Source organism: Pseudomonas sp. MH10, from assembly GCF_034353045.1.
GTDB lineage: Bacteria > Pseudomonadota > Gammaproteobacteria > Pseudomonadales > Pseudomonadaceae > Aquipseudomonas.
Map to the genome: position 1 here is coordinate 1,015,871 of NZ_CP133783.1, position 20,681 is coordinate 1,036,551.

The 20,681-nt window shown below is 52.9% G+C and carries 10 protein-coding genes and 4 pseudogenes; 4 read left to right on the forward strand and 10 right to left on the reverse strand.

Features of this window, described 5'->3' with window-relative positions; all coding sequences use genetic code 11:
• Nucleotides 1–133: 133 nt before the first annotated feature.
• Both RHM59_RS04565 and RHM59_RS04570 read left to right on the forward strand, forming a co-directional pair.
• Nucleotides 134–423: pseudogene (locus RHM59_RS04565) on the forward strand (IS21 family transposase); the annotation flags it as partial.
• A 15-nt stretch (nucleotides 424–438) separates the two neighbouring features.
• Nucleotides 439–873 (forward strand): annotated as a pseudogene (locus RHM59_RS04570) (ATP-binding protein); the annotation flags it as partial.
• 321 nt (nucleotides 874–1,194) lie between these two features.
• Here RHM59_RS04570 and RHM59_RS04575 read toward each other — a convergent pair.
• From RHM59_RS04575 to RHM59_RS25355, 5 genes and pseudogenes are all read right to left on the reverse strand, one after another.
• Nucleotides 1,195–3,768 carry an EAL domain-containing protein gene (locus tag RHM59_RS04575; RefSeq protein ID WP_322203555.1) on the reverse strand — a complete coding sequence of 858 codons (2,574 nt, stop codon included), beginning with the start codon at nucleotides 3,766–3,768 and terminating at the stop codon, nucleotides 1,195–1,197.
• 375 nt (nucleotides 3,769–4,143) lie between these two features.
• Nucleotides 4,144–4,923 carry an EAL domain-containing protein gene (locus RHM59_RS04580; RefSeq protein WP_322170271.1) on the reverse strand — a complete coding sequence of 260 codons (780 nt, stop codon included), beginning with the start codon at nucleotides 4,921–4,923 and terminating at the stop codon, nucleotides 4,144–4,146.
• 120 nt (nucleotides 4,924–5,043) lie between these two features.
• Nucleotides 5,044–5,748, reverse strand: a complete 705-nt coding sequence (locus RHM59_RS25345; protein ID WP_416194845.1) for a methyl-accepting chemotaxis protein — start codon at nucleotides 5,746–5,748, stop codon at nucleotides 5,044–5,046.
• A 201-nt stretch (nucleotides 5,749–5,949) separates the two neighbouring features.
• A pseudogene (locus RHM59_RS25350) lies at nucleotides 5,950–6,642 on the reverse strand (hypothetical protein); the annotation flags it as partial.
• Between the two features lie 456 nt (nucleotides 6,643–7,098).
• Nucleotides 7,099–7,221, reverse strand: coding sequence for an antitoxin Xre/MbcA/ParS toxin-binding domain-containing protein (locus RHM59_RS25355; RefSeq protein ID WP_322170265.1), 123 nt, complete (start codon nucleotides 7,219–7,221; stop codon nucleotides 7,099–7,101).
• Nucleotides 7,222–7,628: 407 nt separating this feature from the next.
• On the opposite strand from RHM59_RS25355, the gene RHM59_RS04595 reads away from it, so the two are divergent.
• Both RHM59_RS04595 and RHM59_RS04600 read left to right on the forward strand, forming a co-directional pair.
• Complete coding sequence (locus RHM59_RS04595) at nucleotides 7,629–8,204, forward strand: hypothetical protein (protein WP_322170262.1); 576 nt, start codon at nucleotides 7,629–7,631, stop codon at nucleotides 8,202–8,204.
• 375 nt (nucleotides 8,205–8,579) lie between these two features.
• Nucleotides 8,580–8,789: pseudogene (locus RHM59_RS04600) on the forward strand (IS66 family transposase); the annotation flags it as partial.
• A gap of 591 nt (nucleotides 8,790–9,380) precedes the next feature.
• Here RHM59_RS04600 and RHM59_RS04605 read toward each other — a convergent pair.
• The 5 genes from RHM59_RS04605 to RHM59_RS04625 form a co-directional block, all read right to left on the reverse strand.
• Nucleotides 9,381–11,420, reverse strand: coding sequence for a hypothetical protein (locus RHM59_RS04605; RefSeq protein WP_322170259.1), 2,040 nt, complete (start codon nucleotides 11,418–11,420; stop codon nucleotides 9,381–9,383).
• Between the two features lie 10 nt (nucleotides 11,421–11,430).
• Nucleotides 11,431–14,991 (reverse strand): DEAD/DEAH box helicase family protein, encoded by a 3,561-nt coding sequence (locus RHM59_RS04610; protein WP_322203558.1) that lies wholly within the window; start codon nucleotides 14,989–14,991, stop codon nucleotides 11,431–11,433.
• Between the two features lie 9 nt (nucleotides 14,992–15,000).
• On the reverse strand, nucleotides 15,001–16,161 hold the full coding sequence (locus tag RHM59_RS04615) for a hypothetical protein (RefSeq protein WP_322203560.1): 1,161 nt from the start codon (nucleotides 16,159–16,161) through the stop codon (nucleotides 15,001–15,003).
• Nucleotides 16,162–16,248: 87 nt separating this feature from the next.
• Complete coding sequence (locus RHM59_RS04620) at nucleotides 16,249–17,784, reverse strand: hypothetical protein (RefSeq protein ID WP_322286056.1); 1,536 nt, start codon at nucleotides 17,782–17,784, stop codon at nucleotides 16,249–16,251.
• 2 nt (nucleotides 17,785–17,786) lie between these two features.
• The gene (locus RHM59_RS04625; protein WP_322286057.1) at nucleotides 17,787–20,576 is read right to left on the reverse strand and encodes a hypothetical protein; all 2,790 of its coding nucleotides are present in this window, start codon (nucleotides 20,574–20,576) and stop codon (nucleotides 17,787–17,789) included.
• Nucleotides 20,577–20,681: the final 105 nt, after the last annotated feature.

The window sequence follows — 20,681 nt, forward strand, 5'->3', positions numbered from 1 at the left end:
GCTTGCGATAGACGCGCGGGGAGGGGATTCCACGGCCATTTGGCCACCCCTAAGGCAGGCAGCGAAGCAGGATTAATCCACTACTATCGACCTCTTTTATCGAAGCAAAGAGGTCGTCGTGGAAAGCTTATCCATGCGTAAGATTAGAGAAGTATTACGTCTCAAATTCGAGGTCGGCCTGTCTGCTCGCCAGATCGCCGTCAGCTTGCAAGTGAGTCGAGCCAGCGTCGGTGACTATCTCAATCGCTTTGCTGCCAGCGGGCTGATTTGGCCCTCGGCTGTGACCGATACCGAGCTGCAACGACGTCTTTTCCCACCACCGCCTGCGGTTCCCAGGGATCAACGTCCGATACCAAGGCTCACGCTGAACTGCGCCACCCCGGTGTCATGCTGGCTCTGCTCTGGCAAGAGTACCGCCTCAGCCATGAGTAGTCGTCTAAAGCGGCCCGACTGCGTCATAACGCTTGCCTAGAGGACATCGATTACCGCAGTCCCCGTGGCCCGGACAGTCACTGATCCTGCAACTGGGCAGCGGCCCCTGGTTACGGCCGGATACGCCAAGACAGATCTGCTGATCCTGGATGACTGGGGCTTGGCTCCGTTTACCGCTGCGCAACGGCGCAACATGCTGGAACTGCTGGACGACCTTTACGGCCATCGCTCAACACTGGTGACCAGCCAGATGCCGGTGGACAAATGGCACGAGCTGATCGGCAGCCGACCTTGGCCGACGCGATCCTCGACCGGGTAGTACACAACGCTTACCGCCTCGAACTGAAGGGCGAATCGATGCGCAGGCGCTCAACGAAATTGACGACAGCGGGTAAACAATGCAAATCTGCGTCGCTGCGCTCCGACTGCCCGGCCGGATAAGCGTGGAACAGGTGGCCCGATGTTAGTGGAATGAGTGGCCGAATGGCGTGGAATCCGTAGGCTAACTGACAACGCCCAGAAAAACTTGCTGACAGTAACCGGATGAGGCTCGATTTCGGTCATGCCTTTCTCCAAGCCTGTTTTGTAGCCCGTAAAACCATCGAAAACCACCTTGCCGTTCAAGTTGCGCGCATGCTCACCCGCGCGCCTCAGGCTGAGTTATACGGGGGGTAACTGGTGCGGCAATGGTTGGCGAACCGTCACCTATTACCTTTCCCACAGTGATAGGTGTTCGCGAGACAAACAACTAGAGTGTTAAATCTAACCCACCGGTATCTTCGCCATTAGTAAGGAGTCGAAAGCATCGCTCTCTAAAGGTCGGCTCAAGAAATACCCTTGGCCCTCATCGCAACAGACTGCTTTGAGTAAATCAAGATGCTCGATGGTTTCAATACCTTCCGCAGTTACAGTCAAAGACAATGCGCGGCCCAGGCCTACAATGGCTTGAATGATCGATCTATCGTCTTCGCTTTCACCCAGTCGGCTGACGAAACTGCGGTCTATTTTGAGCCCGTCGAACGGAAACGAACGTAGGTAGCTGAGGGATGAGTAGCCGGTTCCAAAGTCATCCATGGATATGCGCACGCCTAAATCTTTCAGAACTCGCATCACTTCAAGAGCTCCAGAAGCGTCTTCAAGCATAACGCTTTCGGTTACCTCTAACTCCAAGCGCTTCGCTTCGAGTCCAGTGTCCTCGATTGCTTTGCCGATTCGCTCAACCAAATTACCGCGTTGGAATTCGGTGGAAGATAAGTTAACCGACACAAAGAGGTTTTCTGGCCAGCGAGCTGCGGTTGCGCAGGCCGTTGTTAGCACCCAGTTGCTAAGTGGGAGGATGAGTCCGGTTTCTTCAGCGATAGGTATAAATGTATCCGGCGAAATCAGGCCTCGCTTGGGGTGCTGCCAGCGCACTAAAGCTTCCGCTCCAACCAGTTCTCCATTATTAATGCGGAAGCGGGGTTGGAAATGCAGGCGCAACTCTCCATGTTTTATCCCGTAACGAAGGTCGTTTTCGAGCTGGCGGCGTTCGATGATTTTTGTATTCATGTCGCTGGCATAGAATCGCCATGTATTGCGCCCTCCGGCTTTAGCCTCATACAACGCAATGTCGGCATACCGCAGCAGCTCCGCTGCCTGAATAGCGTCGTGGGGGGCCATGGCAATGCCAACGCTCGCACTCACAAAAACCTCCTGATCCTCAATCGCTATTGGCTGTTCAATAGAATCGATCAAGCGCCGACACGCCGCCTCCACCTCGTCTGGGGAGCTGACATCATTAAGAATCAATACAAACTCATCACCACCAATTCTCGCAACCAGGTCACCGCTGCGGACGCAGTCGCCCAACCGACGAGAGACTTCGTTAAGAACTTGATCACCGGCGGCATGGCCGAGCAGATCATTTACAGGCTTAAAGCGGTCAAGGTCGAGACTGAGCATCACCAAAGGCTGTTCTTGGGAGGGCGCAGACTTAAGTTTCCCGTCGAGGAACTCTTGTAGCCGAGTCCTGTTTGGCAGTCCGGTCAGAGCGTCGTGTTGCGACAGGTATTCAATACGCCGACGCGCTTCAACTTCGTCGGTTACGTCCGTTGCGGTGCCTCGAAATCCCTCACGGATTAATCCGCGTGCCGATAGTCGAGTAATTCGGGCGTTGTCTCTAATGTCAACGTAGCTACATTGCACGCTGATGTTGTGTCGACGGTTTGGGATGCTTAGCCATTGAGATATCGCGCCGAGGTCGGTATGGAGCAGGTCATCAATGGTTGCACCGATCCAATCGTCTCTGCGCAGCCCTGTCACACTTTCAAACCGCTCGGAAAGGTAAGTAAATCGCCAGTCTCTGTCGATTTCCCATATCCAGTCCGAGCTAGCCCCAACGACATCGCGAAAACGTGCTTCGCTGGTTGCAAGCGCCGCCTGACTTTGCTTCAGGGACTCAAAGCTCAAGTCCAAGGCGAGGGCAGCAACTGTTGTTCGGCGAAGTATCGCCCACGTCATGAGCCAAGCTAGAAAGGCGGCAACGGCGACAAGCGGCAGCATGAAACTAAGCAGGTGGCGGCCAGGCTTCGCAGGGTTCCAGTGAAGTCGGCCAGCGGCCCCGTCCTTACCCAGAGGCAGAATAGACGCCCCCTCAATCTCATCGGACGTGGACAAGTGCAACTCTTCAACCCCGTACTCTTTGCCTATCGTCTCCAATCTACTGCTATCCAGCGTTTCAACGAAGAACAAAACCGAGGCTGGCCCATCATCCCTCTCAACAGTCGGATCAGCCCCTGGCGTTAAAGCGGCCGCCACAACCAAAGCAGGCACACCACCAACATCGACAAATGTTGCCACCGGGGTCTCACTTCTCGCGCCTGCCCTAGCCCGATCAAGAAGGGCTCCGACGGGCTGTCCAAGCCAATCGGCAGCCTTGGTTGCAACTAGCTTTCCTCTTACCACCGAATAGACGGTGCGATCCAACGCGTTCACAACGAACACGCCTTGGACGCCAAAGTCAGAGTAGAGCGTCGATCCAAGGTTTTGCCTACGGAAGGCCCAGTCGGTGTCTATGGCTGTATGCAAATGTTTGTAGGCATCGCCCCAAAAAGCGTAATCCTTGACAGTCATTACTAGGTTTTTCTGGAGAGTTTGCACCGCTTTCTTAGCGTAAAACGCGCTTTCTTGTTCTTCTGTGCTGTCGAGATTTTGCGCTACGTAGATAAGCAGACAGCTTGCAAGAACAAAAACAAAAGCCAACAGCCTCGCGAAATTGACCAGAGATCTTCTGACAAGCGCCACGCTTGTAAGAGTCGGGCTCCTATGGGATCCCTTGGGAAAGTTAGGCTGTGACATATCGTACCAAGCAATGAAAGGGGAGGCGTGCCTCTATCATCGATGTATCGGCAGTGGTTATAATTTTTTGAGCGACTGGTCAGACGTTCTCTACAGGCCCGCCGTGTGTTGGCTATCAGATGTTGTGGCTAAGTACGACGCTGGCAGTCGAAGTGCCGGGCGGTCGTACTCCTGGGTGACCTGAATTTTGAAGGATTTGGCGTAAGGGCGAAGTCGCGATTGCATGAGAGTGTACACGCCATCCGCTGACTTGCCATCGCTGACCGACAAGCACTATTCGGCCTGCTGTAACAGCTGCCCCTCAAGCCGTTGCACAGTGGACTTGAGGGGCAAGGTCAGGCATCTGCGCTATGTGGGGCCAGGGACACGAGATGTCTATGGGCAGACCAGCTCCAGCGGCATCGATTGCAGCGCCCCAATCACTGGCCTGGCGAATAAATAACCCTGCATGAGTTCAACTCCCAACTCCAGTAGGGCATCGCGCTCCTCGCTAGTCTCAATTCCCTCAGCAACAACGGTGATGTTCAGCCGGTTTGAAAGCAAAGCGATGCTTTCGACTATGGCGCGCCGCGCTCGGTCTTTGTCGATTCCGCGCGTGAGCGCCATATCGATCTTTATGACTTGCGGCTGGAACATCGCCAGAAAGTTGAGGCCAGAATAGCCAGATCCGAAGTCGTCGATAGCCGTGGTGAAGCCTTGGCGCTCGTACTCTTGGAAAATGGATTTCAAATGATCCGGATCATCCACGCGTTCGCCCTCTGTCACCTCAAACATAAGGCGATTGACCGGAAAGTCGAATATGCGAGCTGCTTCCAGGGTTGCGCGGATGCACGTCTCAGCCCTGTACACGGCATTGGGTAGAAAATTGATACTTAGCTTGCATTCGGGGATGGCAGGCAGGCCAAGGCGGGCGGCGAGTTCAATTGCCCTAACTCTGCAGGCCTGATCAAACCGATAGCGATTGGTGTCATTCACCAAGCCGAGGATGTGTGCGGCTGATTCACCATTGACACCACGTACTAATGCTTCGTAGGCGTAAGGTGCCCCTGTGCGGACATTGTAGATGGGTTGAAAAGCCATGGTGAATTCGAAGCCCAGACCTTCAAGATTTCGACATTCCGCGCATCCGACAGCCAGAGGTATAAGTTGCGTCATTGCTAGTCCCTTGATAAATCGACACTCGATATAATCGTTCTCGAATGGTTGGTATCTGCGTGGGTTGATACACGCGTGGCGAGCATTTATGGTGGGGCGTCGGAGATTATGAAGCGCTACTCAATGCTGAAACAGACTCACAATATGCCCAAGACGTTGCGCATCTTCTCCTGCCGCGCGACCACGTGCCAAGGTGCTTTCCGACAGCTTGGCGGTGTGTCCAGCAACGTTGGCTACATTGGTTATCCGCTGGTTGATTTCGTCACTTACCGTCGATTGCTCGCGGGCAGCTTCCGCAATGTGCAGGCTCATTTTCGATATGGAAGCCACTAACACGCTAATATTGATAAGGGCCTGACCTGCTGTTTCAACTCTAGCTACGCCATTTTCGGCGTGCTCACGGCTTTCCTGCATCACTTTTACAGCGTGTTGCGAGACACTTTGTAGTCGCTCAATCATGCTTTGGATTTCTTGTGTTGAGGCTTGCGTGCGGCTGGCCAGTGTCCGCACCTCATCGGCCACCACAGCGAATCCGCGCCCCTGTTCACCCGCACGCGCGGCTTCGATGGCAGCATTGAGTGCAAGTAGATTTGTCTGGTCAGCAATGTTGCGAATAACTTCAAGTACACCGCCGATGGACTGCGAATGCGTCTGCAGTGCTTGAATAACCTCGGCGGCTTCACGCATTTCTTCGGCCAAAGTGCGTATATCATCAATTGTTTGATTAACCACACCGATTGCGGTTTTCGCCTCACGATCAGCATCTTCTGTTTGAGCTGCGCTAGCTCGGGCATTGGAGGCGACACCTTGAACGGTGGCGGCCATTTGGTTGATGGCGGTGGCGACCTGTTCAATTTCGACCCGCAGTACTTCGGCGCTTTGCTCAGCCGCCAATGCATCCGAGACCAGATAGCCGGACGATTGCCCCAAGGTATTACCCACTTCGGCAACTGTTGCGATTTGCCCACGTAGCCCAGCGATGAACTGATTAAAATCGGCGACCACCACACCAATTTCATCATCATTCTCCTGATGCAAGACGACGCGTAGGTCACCGCTGCCAGCACTCAACTTTCGCAATGAACCCGACAAGTGATTTAGCGGCGGCAACACTCTTCGGTTGATCAGCCACAGCGTGATGAGCATGAATACCAGTACAAGCCCCCACGCCAGCAAATTATTAAGTTTGAGAGACTTACGTACTGCTGCTGTGACGTCCTGGTTCGCCTGATATTTTTTGACCAAAGGCTCATGAAGGGCAGAGAAATTTTCTATTACCTCTTCCGAGCGCTTGTCAAAATCCTCCATCACCTTATCGCCAGCGGCTTTGCCTGAGGCGCTGTAGGCCTGAAACATGCGGTCGCCGATGCGATCAAGCGCCTCTATAGGCCCACGAGAAATTTCCAGCTCACGGCCCAGTTCGGGTATCAACGTTTTTAGCTCATTCAGTTTTTCAACTGCCTGTAGAGAATTTTGATGACCTTGAACAACAGAGTCTCGCTCACTGGTCAAACTGGCATCCGTGTAGAACTGCTGGACTTGTGCAGCGTGATAACGAAGCTCTTGAACGACTTCGCGCGCCTCGCTGATTTTCTCTGATTGATAGCCAAGCTCATCCATCCTCTCAACCTGCGAAGACGTCCATAAAGAAAGACCTAACGCCACAAGAACCATTGTGGTCGCGCTGCCAAACATTAGGCGTGCAATATTGAGGTTCATTAATCGTCCTTCAGAGCGGTTTGGAGGTGGCCTTAAACTGTGAGCCCAAGAGCGCTAGAACCATGCCAGCACGAGGCCATGACTGATGATACGAACTTGCACATACTTGTACAATAGCTATACATGGGTATCACTTGTGCATAGGGATCAGAAGCGTGGTTTCCCTCACCGTCGACTCTATCTGTTTGTAACCGCTCCATTATCTCGATGATTCCCTCAGGCGTGTTGAGCTTTACCAGCGCTTGGCACCTGCCGCCCTGCATGCTGCGATTGACTTCAGATGATGAGCCTCGGCAAGGTGAGGCCGCGAGCTCAGGAGATCCTAATGTTTCCAACGTATTGGATGTTCTCCACCGGGTCGAACTTCAGGCGATAGCATCCGGGATCCCCAGTCATAAATGAATCAACATATTAAAGCAGGGAATTTGCATCATTTTGATTGAATCCGAGCGGCCGCTAAGCGAAGAACCCGTGGGTCATTCGCTCAAGCTCATCCCTGACCAGTAGGTATCCTTCAGCCTCGCGTGCAAGCTCCAGAGGCGCTCGGTCACCGAAAGCTTTTTGGGCTGATTGAGCCAAGCATCTGCCTTTTCTTTGTTGCCAAAAGTCTGTTCGGCTTGGTGCTTTATCTGCTCTAGATAATTCATCTCTGACTTCCGTGGGATGGGCGCTTATTGGTAGGCGCGAGGTTCGCAGACGATTAAGCGATTGCTCAAGCAGCTTCGATTTTGATGATGGGGCGTTTATGTCACTTTACTCTCTCCCTGGCAGCCGCCGATCACAAGGCCGTACCGACTACTGCAGGCTGGGCAGTCAATGCGCGTGCGTCGGCAGAGTATCTCTAGAAGCATTTTACCAAGGCGGTAAAGGATGTCGGGAATTTGGCTTGCTACCTGGGTACCGACCCAGACTATACTGAGGTACATAATAGAGCTGATCGGAGATGTGTCAGTTTTTTTATATATGGAATTTAAGAGAATTAGCAATTGATTAATGATCTTCCGACGTCAGATGAGTTTTTTTCCGCAGGTAAAGAGTTGCTGGACTTTGCTTGGGGTACACTTTTTGATCTTTTCACTGATTTAGATCAAGCGGAGTATTTTGGCTATGATCAGGCGGAGATGTCTGAGCCGTATTGGATTGCAGCTAAACGCCGACTGAGCACCTCTCTTGCTGTTGCCCAGCAGGGTGTTGAACAATTGTTGAAGGGAAAAATATGCGAAATTTCCCCATTCCTTTTAATCAGTGAACCCCCTGCAAAATGGCCATCACCTTACGGAGGGAAGTCTATAAGCTTCAATACCTTCAGGATGCCTGATGCTCAAGACTTGCCCAGAATATATGATACTTTCTCCAGTTCTCCCTTATCTAAGAAGTTCGCGGAAGCTTTCCGCTCGCAACGTGAACAACGTAACGCTATTATGCATTCGACGGGTAAAGACTTTCGCATCCAGGCTACTGAAATCGTTGAGGTGATCCTGTTTTCTTACTCTGAACTTTGCCCGAACGAATCCTGGTTAGGTATTCGTAGAGATTTTTTGAAAACGGGGCCAGCATCTTAGCTTGGTAGCGGCGAATTTGCGACTAACCGAGTTTGTTGGGAAGCAAAGATCGCGATCGACAAACTTCCTCCGGCTTCGGTGTCTCGGTATTTTGGCATCGATAAGAAGCAACATCGCTTTTTTTGCCCACAGTGTATACAAGACGCTAGTTCCGACGATAGTTTTGAATACCCTTTGGCAGTGTTGAATCCTAAGGGGGCTAAGACAAGAAAATTGTATTGCCCTGTATGTGATTCCGAGCACAAAGTGAGGCGGAAGCCGTGCCCTGCTAATTGTGGCGCGAACGTTTTGGATGATGAGGGTACTTGCCTGCTTTGCAAGCAGTCGTGACTAACAGGGTTGATTATCGCTCTATTCGCCCGCGTCTGACTATCCGACAACCAAGGTCGGCCGTGGGCTCTGGGTCGTAAATACTGGTTATTTACTGTTTCACTACGTAGCGGAAAACGGGCGGCTGCGATTATGAATTTGATCCAATCGGGAAGGTTGAACGGGTATGATACATACTCCTATGTGATGGACGTTTTCACGCGTCCGCCAGCGCAGCGTGCAAGTGTTATTTCTGAATCGGTGCCGCACAGGTGGCGACCGGTAGTTATGAAAGTCGGATACCCAGGAACTTACCGTTTTTTTGGCAATGCTAACTTAGGGCAGGCTGGAGTACGCTTCTCTGCTCTGATATTTTCAGTGGCTAAGGCACTAGTCTGCCGCCTAAATACGCATGCGCTAGAGCGATGCCGAGGTATAGATAGAGCTGAAAAACATCAAAGACGGGAGAACAAGTGAGAAAGGAGTTTTTGAAGTCTGCAGAATCCGAGTGGAGGATAAAATCAGTATTGATATCGGAAGTTTTGGTATCTGCCTATCGTATATAGTACCCGCTCAGGTGGCATGCTGAGTATTTGTCAATCCGGATGGTCACTCACTTAATTTTGGCTCAAAGTGAAAATACCCGAACAATCCTTTGATATTCCAATGGTCTGTCCGGCTGCAGGGCGGGCGGTAGTAGAGAGGCATGGGTGCAGACGTCTTCGAGGAGATGCTTTTGCTAGTGAATTTGTAAACCTGCGCCCTTATACTTTAACAAAGACGCAAATTAAGCAACACCACCCGGCGAAAAACTAACGCCCTAGGAGCGAAGACAGTTCAATCAACGTCCCTAGGCCAGCGTTTGCTCTATGAGCCGCTCCAGAACCCCTTCCGAATCGTCAGCGACGCTTCCCTGTTTGCTGGCCCTCCATGAATGTATGCACGGGACAACCCTTGATTAAAGGTTTCGCATCCGATCTCAACCTGCACGCAGCCGCTGCAGGAGCTCCCCATGTCCGTGCACACCGGGTCGAAAGCACAGCTGAAGGCAAACATACTGGCATCGTCGAACCAACGCTTCAGGTAATGCTGAAAAAGAGTCAGCAGACCCCCTGCGGTATAGTTCTGGACTGATGAGACGTACAAGATCACTGACAAATCCATCGGCAGCAGGTATTCCTGAATACTCTTGGAGTCGTACCCCGTGTGGCGGCGCGCCGTGAGCATCAGGGAATGGCTGATTGAGTGCAACAGATGAAAAGGAGCACCTTTCTCCGGATGGGCCTGAGGGATCGCTTTCGCAACCATGCCCGGATGCAGCGACAGCGTCGGGTAATGGCTCAGGATATAGGCATGGCTCTTAGACCTGTCTACAAGTACATCATCGCCTGGTGTTTCCAGGTGCGCAGAGTCGATACACCATCGCAACACCCTGCAAGGATCTAGCCGGATCCAGAGCGCTTCAGTTTTTGCTGACATGGCATACACCGACGTTTTGCCTCTCATGGCCTCGTCTATCCGATCAGCAAACGCGTTGAGTACGACTGGCGGCACTCCTTCAGTGCCGGATGGGCTGCTTTTTTCACGTGTATACCCAAGTGTAGCCAAAACAACTCGCAAGTCCGGAATGTGAGAGATCGATTCAATTGCGTAACGCGCTTGTACGCTGCTCCATTGCTCGCTAAGGGCCGCGCGCTCCAACGGGTCAGTAGTCGCTGCGATTTGTTGCTCAACCGATATGCCGGTAACGTCATGCTGAAGGAAAACGGCCTCAAGTGATCGGCGGTGCTGCATCAATCCAATCAGCGTGCTCTCGTCTGGAACGAGGGAGCGCACCTCCTTAAAGCAACCTGATGAGCTAGCAAGCTTGGCGTCAATTTCCGCAATTTCTTTATTGGTGGACTTCAGCATCTCGGCCATGAACTCATCGGCTTTGGCCAGTTGGGTGAACCTGAGGACGCTTTCGTATTTTTTGGCTCTAATGGCCCGAAGCGCCTCTTGTTCGGCCTCATCTGCAACACTGGAGGACAACAGTTGTGAAAGTTTTTGTTCCAGCTCGCGTCCGGTGATTTTGCGTAGCAGGGCGAGCGCTACACCCTGCGCAATGTCTTGCGCGGGCCCGGTTCCTGCGGGCTGCTCGTCATGCAGACACTGCAGCAATTTCGCAATGAGCTTGCCTCGATCCTCGCTCAGTGCGATGTATTGGGTGCTTTGGGCGTAAAACGATTCTCCGCTCGTGAGCGGGGTGCCCCGCTTGTTGATTTCTTGTTGGTAGCGGTCGTTGCAGGCAGGGCAGTTGTCTTGAAGCGAACCTGCCAGCTTGTCGTTAGTTTCGACGTCAAAAAAAGAGGAGTGAATGAACGAGCCAGCATCTCGATACCCAATATTCCTGTTGCGCCGCGCCGAATGATGTATGTAGATCGGGCTGCCGTAGCCGCATCGATGTACTGCCAGATACGGAATCTGGATCATCTCTCCGGAGCATCCAGCGCGCTTGCAGGATATATAGCTTCGCCCGGCTCGATTCTTGATCCGAGATTCCATCTTAGAGAGCGCCTGGTCTTCGGTTAACCAAGAGTCGTGAAAGTCGATGACCTTGCATTTTTTGCAAGTAAGCATCAACGGCGCGGGAGTGACCGAGATTTCCGAAGGCGACTGAATTTCAAGTCGCTTCTTTTCAGCCGCTGTCATGAAAGTAGGGTCTACAACGCCGCCTAATCTAACCCAGTCGTTCACGAAGTTGAGCACGGCTTCACGCAGTTGCTCTTTGTCTACACCATCCAACGAGGAACCACTGCTAAGCACTCCAACCACACGGCCATAAGCTTGGTTTCGTAGTCGCGTGTAGGCACCAGGGAGAAAGGACTCTCTGAAGAGACGGCTGCGGCTCACATATTCCTTATCCATATTCGTATCCTTACCTGGCTAGGGCCATAAGAACCTGGTCAGCAGCGCTGTTGACCGGTTTGATCAAAATCTGGTTCTCAATATCGCGAAACGAACGGAAGGGCGCATAGCCAAATATGTCACCTAGCGCTTCGCTTATCGTTTGAGCATTTTTACTCCCGGGCCAGTTTTCCAGTTCAAAAAACGCATTGTCTACGCGCTCCTTGAGGGCGGTATTGAATCCGGATATGACGCGCTGATCGAACTTTCCCTGCAGCGATGCGGGGATACGTAGGGAATTGATGACCACGGTTTTGATTTGCTCAGCGATCGCTTTGCCACTGCTGCCGCGTAATAAAGAGACCAGTGGGCTTACATAGTTTGAGATATCTGATCCCCACGGTTGTTGCCGTGCCCAGTTCAGGATGATTGATGAGAGGATTCCCGGCAGTGTACGGTCGATGATATTGGGTGCAAACCGGTTGATCGGAACCGAGTCGACGAGGCGATCAAGGAAGGTGTGGTAGTCCCCAAAGTTCATGAATACGCCGGACTCGAAAAGTTGGTGCGAAGAAAGCACGCAAAATACGATTCCCGGATGTACGCGCCCACTCCGTGCAGATGCCTGGATATATTCAGCTGTGGATTTTGGCCATCCGGCCATGATCATAAAATTCAGTTCAGCGATATCCACCCTGTGTGATACCACGCTGGTGGCAATAATGTGCCGGCAGTTATCGTCCGGGGCTTTCGTTTCGACATGGCGGATGGCATCGAGGATCATGTCCAAACGGGTCTCACCGCCTAACAAGCGGGCGTTACGCTCTACCCCTGTTTTGTTGTTGACCTCTTCCATGTAGCGCATGATTTCCGTGATATTGCGCTTGCTGTTCGCATACACCAGATCAGTGTTGAGATTTTTCTCAATGTAGCGCAATGCGTCACCAGCTTGTGCCGCGGTGAGTTCCAACTGCGTGAGTAGGGAGGGATCGCCGGCGGCGAGGCGGATCCGCCATTGATCCACCTGATCCAGAAACCGAGAGCTGACTTCAGCCACCGCCTGCATCGCAATTCTTCCTCGGCCAATAGGAAGAATGCCAGCAAACCACCGACGAATCAGTGGTACTTCGGTTTCAGTATCCTGAACTTTACGCGCATAGAAAGACTCACCCTGATGTACCCCAGGGGCTGGGAATCTTACCGCCTTTCGCAGGTACAAATGATGGATATGGTCTTCGAAATCCTTGATCGTAGCCGTGGCCGCCAGCACTTTGGGGGCCCGACCATGGTGGCTGATCTGGAGGGTGCTCAACAGCGTTTCATAGTGCGCGTCGAAATTTCCCAGCGACTCGCGCAACAAGTGCAATTCGTCCTGCACGAGCAGGGCAAACCCAGGGTCTTTCATTGGCGGTACGGCGACCACTTTCAGTTCGCTTGTCCTGGTGTTATTGCCGCACTGGACACCTTCCCAAGCGTCGTTTTTCTTTACGATCCGACGATGCTCGCATTTGGATGCCTGCGTAAATCCATGCTCGGGACAAAAATAGCGCGCGCCGCCGAAATAATTCGCGAACCTTTTGTTGTGGCCAATCACCGCGAGCTTATCCACGGTGCCAACCAGAACCGAGGGCAGATATCGGTAGCATTCTTCATCTGATACGTAGATGCCGATTTCACCCCTGATCCCCTCGCCGTGGATCCCGGCGTCCGCTTCGGTGTTTGACCAACATCCCTCGTTGGTACACACATGCTTGATGCGTGCGCGAACCAGATCTTTCTCGATGCTTACAGAGCCCGATGAACCGCAGTAGGGACAGTCACTGATGAATTGATAGGCCTTCAGCCGTTCTTCGCTAATAGCAGGTAAAAAGCCTTTTTGTACGTCGTCCCCAAATGTGCTGCTAATGCGACTGGGCGTTCCGTCACCGGTGTAGTAGCCAATCGTCAGCGGCCAGCCGCCGAGGTTTTCACGCTGGCGGATCTTATTGGTTTGGGCTAGCACGAAGGAAAGTCGTTGGAATTGTTGCACCGACAACATGCGTAAAGGGAACCGTATCCATGCGGTGGTACCGTGATCCCGGCCTCTCATCCGTGCGAATAGCATCGCCATGCTGATGATGCCCAAGTACGCCTCTGTCTTACCGCCGCCGGTGGCAAACCATAGAACGTCTGCGGTTTCCATGCTGCCCCGAAGTTCTGTTACAGGAGCATGGCGTTCGTAGATCGAGCGTATTTGGGTCAGGATGAAGCCGAGCTGAAACAGATGCCAGCCGGCAAACTTCTTACCCTGCATTTTGATGGCCCGGGCCATGGCCTCGTTCATCCACTGGAAGCACTGGCGCAGATCGTCATGCTCTCGCAACAGGTCTACACCGTCTCGGATCCTGCTGATTTCAAATTGGAAGGAGTCCCGGTCTGCAATGGCTATATCACGATCTGCCATGAGCCCTGCTGACTCCAGAGAATGAATTCTAGAGGCCCACAGCCCCAAGTATTGTTCCTGGGCGTTGAGGAAACTTTCACAGACGACCAAAGGGTCGTGCGCGAGTCGTTTATAATCAGGAGCGTGCGTCATGCCCACATCGCCTGGCCGGGGTGCGTCAACCCGGGCCTGGGCTGAAGTGGGCATGCCATCGGTCATGAACTTATTGTCGTCGAGCTGAATAACACCGCAACTGACCCCATAACCCGGCAGACCGTCATCATCCCTGTACCGATAGTCCTCGGGCTGCAGGCGGTGAGGAACTTTGTGGCTTGTCCCGGCAGCCAGCTGTGCCACCAGGCGAGCATCGAGGAGGTATGGAAACTCGATACCGAAAGCACGGGCATTTGCGGTGGTGGTCTGGTTCTCCAAAAACAGCTCAAGCAAAAAGCGGCCTTCCATGTTCGCCCCAAAGGCAGTTGGCGCAGGGCGCAAACGACCGCGGAGGTTGATCTCATAGCTGAGAATCTCATTGGGGTCAGAGATAATTTGTTCATATACGGCGTAGTTCAGCCCTCGCTGATCAGCTAACGCAGCTTCACTCCATTCGAAACTGAGTCTGGCCCCCCCGTTGGGGTTCAGGCGGCAGCGGCGCATGATTCGGGGGTCGTCCAACCACCGATTTTTCTCTATGTTGAGGGTAGCGGTGACCACCGACTTGGCGGACATCCACTCGTTTGGCTTAGCTGGATCAAACGCGAGTGTGATTTCCGAAAAACAGACCGTGTATCGTTTGAACGTTACCGAAATGGTTTGGCTTCTGCGCGGCGTTGCACCGTCGAGAATGACGTCTCGCGCCATGCTGCGGATGTCCGGTATGTATCTGTGCACCAGATCAAATTGCCCGCTTAGTTCGCACTGGATTAGCCCTTCAGCGTCCGGCGAGACCAGCAGCACAATTCCCACCGAGTTAGGGGGCTGCGGCCCGGTGTAGTCAATGTCCGGTGCGGGGCCAATGCAGCCCACCAAGCTAAGCCGATTAGGCTCAGTGCCGTCATACAATTTGCCTTCAGGAGGCAGTACGTCCGCATCCTTGTCACTGAGTCGCAGGCGCATCTCACTGAGAAATGCGGCTGTCAGTCCCATTTCCTCTCGATAATTGAGCGTCATGGAGCTTCCTTAAGTCTGTGTGGTTTCCAGGTGTTTGCCAGCTTGATGAATGACGAGCAGCTGATCGTCCTCATCCCAGTCGAAATGGATGCGTAACGTGCGTGAAGGATCGCGTGCGTTGCCCAGACAAAAGTGCCTGTTGATATCGGCTGGCTTGCCTTTATATTTTCGGTTGTCGGAGTGCTGCCCCATCGTCACGGTGGACATCTTGGGTTGAAAGTCGATGCTTTCCTGTGTGAAGTTTTCGAGGACGTCGTGAAGACGCTCGGTTTTATTCCGATAGTGCTCGTAAAGCTTGGTGGCCATGAGCAATAGACATGCCCGAAACTTGGCGGTATCACGATAGACCGAATCACGCATCGATTTCAGGGCTGGGATCGTCAAATGGATGCGTTCCGGGTGCATCGCCAGGATGCTGTTCACTACATCCGACAGACCTTCATCCTTTACGGCGACAGCCTGAGTAACCGGCAGCCGGATTGATCTCACGGTGGCAATTTCAATCATGTCATCAAACGCATGCCCATCTAATGTGAGGGTGCCGATGGTGATGGTAGTGGCACCCTTGCTTCGATCAAGGAGGGCTTTTCTAAGCTGTTTACCCACCTGCTGATGAGCGCAACGTACTTGCTCGATAGCATTTGAAACGTAGACTGCAGCATTTTCCGGCTGCTTGACGCCTGCAAGACGCGCAAATACCAGCACAGCGGTACGATCTCGTGGGCCATACACGTTATGCCTGTACCAGTTCGAAACAGTTGCATCGCTGACGCTTACATTTTCCTTCTTCAAGTGAACTTGCACCTGAGATGGCTTGAAACGGGCTGAGACGGCGTCGACCATTAATTTCCATCGATCGGCCGCCCGAATCATTTGCTGCATGCCTTCCGAAAGGGCCACCATCTCGAAGAGTTTTTCCTGAGTTGCCAAGCGCTCATTGGTGTACTTGAGCAGGATGATCTGATCACCGGCCTCCAGTTGTTCCGCCGGAGTAGGGTGAATGTCCTCGTTTTGGAGAACCAACACTGGGCGTGTCTTACTCCACGGCAGGGGGGTAGGCGATTCATCAATCGTAATCCAGACAAGCTCCGGGCTTAAAACATCACCATCCTGGACTTCAGTCACGGGCTCAGCCGGCTGCTCCAGTAACAGCTCCAGCCAGTTATCCATTTCCATTTCGAGCGGGATTACCGCGTGATGTTTGCGTGGCGGATATTCGCTGTGATCAGATTCAGTGACAACGGTGAGTGCCAGAGATTAGGGCATTGTTTCACCGTCCTTGCAGCGAATGCCACCCCAATCTAGCTGCCAATGTCTTAACTTGTCGCCTCGGTCTGCGCTAGCCGTACCATGTTCCAACCACCAGCGCTGCAGCACGCGCACTATCTGGTCTGCCTCATAGGCATACACGGGTATTATCATTTTTTTGCACGGGATAGCGACCCAGTGTTGCCGCGTCGGCCACAGCATGCCGGTAATGATGACTTCATCGAGCATGCCGTGGTATTGCCGATAAGCTTTCACACCATCCATAGCCGTTAGCTGTATTATTTCGATCCACTCAGCATCGAGTATGTCATCCAGCCAATTGCCTAAGGCCAAAGCCTCGTGTGGGCTGCCACATAAGACGAGCGTTTTCACCTTGCCAGCCCGGGCTCTGATGAGGTGCTGCTTTAGCCACCCGGCCTTGCCTGAGACGGATTGCATCAGCAAGCCATGTAACTCAGAAATTTGCCTGATCAAATAGCGCGATGCCATTTCGGTCTCGCCATAGTGACATGTTCCTTTCTCCGCCATTTCCAGCCAGCGATACAGCGATCGCACAGGAAACAGGCCAGGGCGCGTCGCTGCCTGAAGGACTGCTTCAAGGCGCGCCAGAGGGACAATCAGCTCGTTTAGTCCGCGAAACAGCTTTCCGATAATGGCCAGCCGATCTTTGAGGGCAGGATCTTTGGAGCGTTCAAGTTCGCGTCGCAGCTGGAAAAAACGGGTAGCGATATCTGCGAGAGCTGCATTTGCGATGTCGTCGCTGATGGACGCCTGCTGGAAATCCAGCTGGGGAGGCGTCACGGAGTCTAGCGATGCCTTATCTGAAAGACGCATGATCCACAGATGGGTGCGAGTTCGATTCGTTCGCATTTTGGCGATTGCGTCGCTGTCGCCCAAGGATAGCAATACTATTCGGGGAGTCTGTGGGAAACACTCGTCAAGCGCACTGTCTACCGCCCAAGCGTTGTCATTACCGCCGCGCGTACCATCGACCACGATGACAAAAGGGCGAGAGCCTCGACTGATAAGGTCAGTGAGCTCCATCAGATCAGCGGATCCATCCACCACCAACGTCTGAGATGTGTGCGAGGTTTTGTGTTCCTTTAGGTTTGCGGGGCGAAGAACGCGAGTATGCAAGGCAGCAACTCGTGAAAGATCTTGGGCCCCAAGACGAGGCCTAGATATAAATACTATGTCTGGATACTGTTCCACGTTTCCGGGATTGAGCCATGGAGCCCGAATCCCGCCTTGAAGCGCATCCATCCGAATGCGATGCAAATACACCATTAGCCGTGTAATGCCTTCGCCACTCAATACGGGCAATGCGATGGCGATCGATTGCCCATACTTCAGCGCGCGCCCGGCCACGGCGAAGCTTGCTGCTTCCGCAGAGTCGGATGGCAACAAGCCTAAGGTGCCCCACGCGGTGGAGGAGGGGTTCAGCAAGTCGCCAGCGGGTACAGCGCCCCAAGACTCCCGCATTTGCGTAAGCCACTGAGCAGGGACTGCGATTTCCATGGCCATGATTAGGCCTTGGCTTCTTGGGTAGATTTAGACAGCAGCGCCGCCTTGATGCTTTCCGGTACTTTGTAGAAGTTTTTCTTGCTCTTCACGGGTGCGATCAACCGCAGACGAGACAACCAGCGAAGCGCGTCTTGCGGATTCACATCGGGGTAGACGTCCATGAGCTGAAGTGCGATGTCGTCTTCATCAAACTTTTCCTCTTCGCATACCGCGCTCAGCACAGATGTCGCCCAAGGAACAGCGGAAACGCCGGCCTTGACGAGAAATTCATCCATGCTCTTCGGCTTCGCTTGCAGTAGCGACTGGTAGTTTTGCCCGAAGGCGCTGACGCGCACTACGTCAGGCTTTTTCTTTTTGGCCTCAAACAGCCTATCCAACGAGAAGTACCAGCCCTGACTGAATTTTTCGAGGGTGGTGACGGACGTTGAGGTGTTCTCCAGTTCCAGCTTGTTGAGGAGATGAGCGAGTGCGGTTGTTTTCCAAACGTCCAGCGCCACGAACGGCTGCATGGATTCACGTCCTGCCGTAAGCTCGGTATGACTTTCCCACTGCCACAGCGCCTTCGGTGTCATGAGGAAGATGACCCGCACGCGGTTGCGCTTAGCGTTGATGTTAAGTCGTGCTTCGTGGGCGATATCAAGCAAGTCCAGCGTTTTGCTAATAGGTTGATCACCGGTCAGTTCCACGAACAGCATGATATGTTTTTTAAGTGCTTGGACACCCAGAACGCTTTCGTTGAGAAGCTTTTTGAAGTCGCCCGCCGAGCCAAGGTCTGTGTCTTTTTTGTGAGCGGATTGATAGCGACCAAATGGATTGCCGTTGAGAACCGGTTCTTCTTCTCCGATCGCAAGAAGAGACTCCACCATCCAGAGGGGATTCAAACCGAGTGCCTCTGACCCGGTGATGACACCGACCGAGTAGTTGGACGATCTAGCCTCTACCGTGCTTTCTTGAGTTTTTTCGTTTTTTTCTTCGCTGATGAGGAGCTTTTCGTCCCGTAAGGTGAGAGGTGACGGGCGAACCGCTTTTTCAGGGAAGGCGTGTGCGGAAAGTGGATCATTTTCGTTAATCGCATCAATGGCTTCGAGGAGTTTGTCCTCGACTTTTTTCTGCGGGCCGCCGACCAGGTTCATGATGTTGGCGTTGCGCAGGGAGTATTCTTTGCCACCTTCGTTGCGCCGCGTGCATTGCAGCACCCCTAACCCGCACAACTCATCCAGAAATGCTTCAAACAGTGCGACGGTCATTGGTTCAAAAATATCGGGAGCCCACTCTTCGACAATCGCCTTGGCTCGGCTTGGCGAGAAGGTTCGTTTGCTCTGCGCGATCAGGCTGTAGGCGATCAGCTTGTAGCGCAGGTCAAGGTTGAGCGTGATGTCGAACCGATCACAAATCAGCTGGTTAATGTTGTGGTCACGCCGGATCTGCTCAATGTCATCCGTTGTGATGACGAGGCTGCCAACTTTGTTTTGATGGCGAGCACTCAAGGTCTGGATAAGTTCATGGCAAACGATATGAATCAGACCTGGGTGGCGGTTGGTCTCTACCAGGATACGGTTCATGAGAAGCGGTGTTTCGAACTCGTAGCCCAGATGACCCAAAGGCTCGCGAATTAACTGAAGAGCTTCGGTAGGAGTCATAATGGACACCTGGATCGCGCTCCCGAGCTGATGTAGCGGATAGTTTGGGGCGTCAGCGAAGCGACGTACGTTTTCCAAGCCTGCGATGACTACCTTGAAGCGCCCGTTACTATTGTTAACCAGACCGCTTAGTTCGCGGAAGATCCGGAAACCGTTAGCAGCGTCCAAACCAAGGATCGGATCGATTTCGTCGAGACACACCATGAACGCATCCGGGTTCTCTCGGCGGAAATAGTCCTGCAAAGCCGCAACCTGACCGGCTGTATCGATCCCATAGGTTTCATTGATCAGTTTGCTGGTCACGGCATAGTTATAAATAGTCTTCCAGACGAAAGCGCGATGCTTATCGAGTTCGTTACCCGACAGGTTGGCTCGGTCAAGATTGCCATCCATCTGGTGCAGGAAGGCGTGGGATCGTTGCTCAGGATTATGAAAGCGACGCTGTGTCTCATTGAGTAGTGTCGTCTTACCCAATTGCCGGCCGCCAAAGATCATCGCTGCGCCATTGCGCATCGTTGTCAGCATTTTGATGTCGTTCTCTCGACCGTAGCGCATCTCAGGGGGCGCCGGCTGCATCTGGTTACCCGTGTACGGATTAAAGAACGTCCACGGTAGACTCAGCTGCAAAAAGGTCTTAAGGCGCGAGGTTTCCTGGACGTTCAAACCTGCAAGGACGGTGAGCAAAATCGGGTCGACATGCAATAGCGTATGTCGTTCTCGTTTGGAGAAGCTTGCGAGGTCGTTACGCTCGTCGTTTGACAGATCTCGTCCTGAAATCAGGATCATTCGATCGTGTAAAAACTGGGTTTGTTCATTCAGAACTGTACGGAGTTCAGCAACCGTCCATTCCCCGGTCGCGACCAATACGTTTATAGCCTGCTCTTCAGATTTCTGGTTGAAGAAGACGATGCCTCGCCCAGTCTCTCGTCGCCGCACAGACATAGTGAGTCGGCAAAACTTGTTATGTGCGGTGAACCCTGTCTTATGGGGCATGGTGGTGTCGAACACCGGATAAACAGCCTCCAACCCTAGCGTATGGAGCACATGCACAAGCTGATCATAGGACAATTTATCCAGGGATTTTAGGCGTCCACGTAAGCCCACCAGGTCTTCAATTGCGCGTTTAAAATAGGAGGGGAGTGGGTCGAGCAACAACCCCTCAATTTCCTGAGCTGCGAGATATCGAGGGGTTGTGCCGAGATAAAGGAAATTTAGGACATTCGTTCTGTAACTGACTGTAATTACGTTGTTTTTTAT